The 1588-nt window shown below is 65.1% G+C and carries 2 protein-coding genes; both read left to right on the forward strand.

The annotated features are described in order from the left end of the window. A partial coding sequence (locus Q0288_RS05280; RefSeq protein ID WP_299428254.1) for a hypothetical protein occupies positions 1-1045 on the forward strand: 1045 nt, incomplete at its 5' end. A gap of 89 nt (positions 1046-1134) precedes the next feature. Beyond that, the coding region (locus Q0288_RS05285) for a hypothetical protein (protein ID WP_299428256.1) at positions 1135-1588 on the forward strand (454 nt) is incomplete at its 3' end.

Below are 1588 nucleotides of genomic sequence, written 5' to 3' on the forward strand. Positions count from 1 at the left end.
GCCCACCATGGACGACATCGAGTTTGACCTCGAGCTCGAGACCCCAGCCCCCCCTGTACCGCCCGCAGCCACAGCCTTCGAGGAAGTGCCTACGCTGGCCCCAGAGCCGCCCATTGTCCCAGATTTCGACGAACCCGAGCCGCTGGTAGCGACCGAACCCCTTCCCACGCTGCAATGGGATGAGCCGGAGCCCGTTCCCAGCGCCTTATCGTCGCTGGCGCCTTTGCCGGAAATTAATCCCGATCTGGCGGCCTTGCCGTCCTTGCCCACCGAGTCCGACCTCGAGCCCCCCAGCAGCGCGCCCAGGCTGATCTGGGAAACCCAGGAGGTCGTGACCGTTCCCGAGGTTCCAGCCCCTCCCCCCAGCCCTTTGCAGGCAGGCATGAACTTTACCAACACCCCCCTGGCTGAGCCAGTGGTTCCGCCTGCCCCCGAGCCGGTAGAGACCCCGCCCGTTCCATCGGTCGTGCGCCTATCACCCCCCGAACCCGAACCGGCGGTTGCATTCTTGCCCATCCCCCCTGCTGCTACAGGCCCGACCGAGTCGCCTGTCGCGCAAACTGCACCCAGCGCTCCCAAAATGCTGCGGGTGCAGGCCTGGCAGCGCCTGGTTGAAGTTGGCCCGGTGCAGGACGCCGCCCAAACCCTGAGCGAAGCCTGGCGGTTGGACGTGGGACTGTATCCCCTGCTATACCGCGCAGTAGACAAGGCCCTGTCCGACACCCAGACCCCAATGCGTCCCACCAGGGGTAGCCTCGAGGGCGACGAACTCAAGAGCCTGCGGGTGGCCCCCGCCCAGTCGTTGCGCGGTGCGCTGGACTCCTTGCAGATGGCGTCCGACCCCAGTGAGGGCCTGACGGTGCTTTCGCTGGTGGATACCCAGTTCGATCAGGTGATTTTCCCCGGCATACCCACCCTTACCCTGGGCCGGGCCAGCGGTGGCCACGCCTTGCTTTCACTTTCGGGCCAGATGGAAGCCGACCAGGCCGGAAAACTGCTGGAGCGCATCGCCTACTACCTCGAGCGCCCCATCCTGCTGGCCTGAGCCGTTTATGCCCTGTGCTGGTTCTCTTTGCCCTGAACTTACCCGAGTCCAGCGATACTGCCAGGGCAGGCCAGGTAATATAAAAAACAATGAAGCCCTTCCTGAGTCTCCTGGTCATCCTGAGCAGCTTAACCCTTACTCCAGCCTTGGCCCAGTTTAGCAGCCTGGCCAGTGTTCGCGCCGTCAGTGGACTGGGCCTGGCCGCAGGCTATGGCACCCTGGGGGTCGAGGTCGAGTGGCTCGACCCCTTCACGGTGGTATATCCCCGTGGCAGCGTGGCTTATATGGTGGGAGGGGGCGTATGGTTGGGCGGTAGTGTGACGGGCGGCGGCCTACAGGCAGGGGCTGCGCTTTACTCTGGCACTGACCGCGACGGGCTTTTTGGGGCGGTGCGCGGCGGCGGGGCCATTGTGGCGGACAGCGCTACTCGAGTGGCGGTTCTGTTCGGTACACTCTCGCTAACCGGCGGCTACCGCTTGGTCTCCGGGCCGCTGGAACTGGGCCTGGAGGGCGGTCTCTTTTTCGCCAGCACCGACACCAGCA

The sequence above is a fragment of the uncultured Meiothermus sp. genome (genome assembly GCF_937863175.1).
In the GTDB taxonomy this organism is placed as follows: Bacteria; Deinococcota; Deinococci; order Deinococcales; family Thermaceae; genus Meiothermus.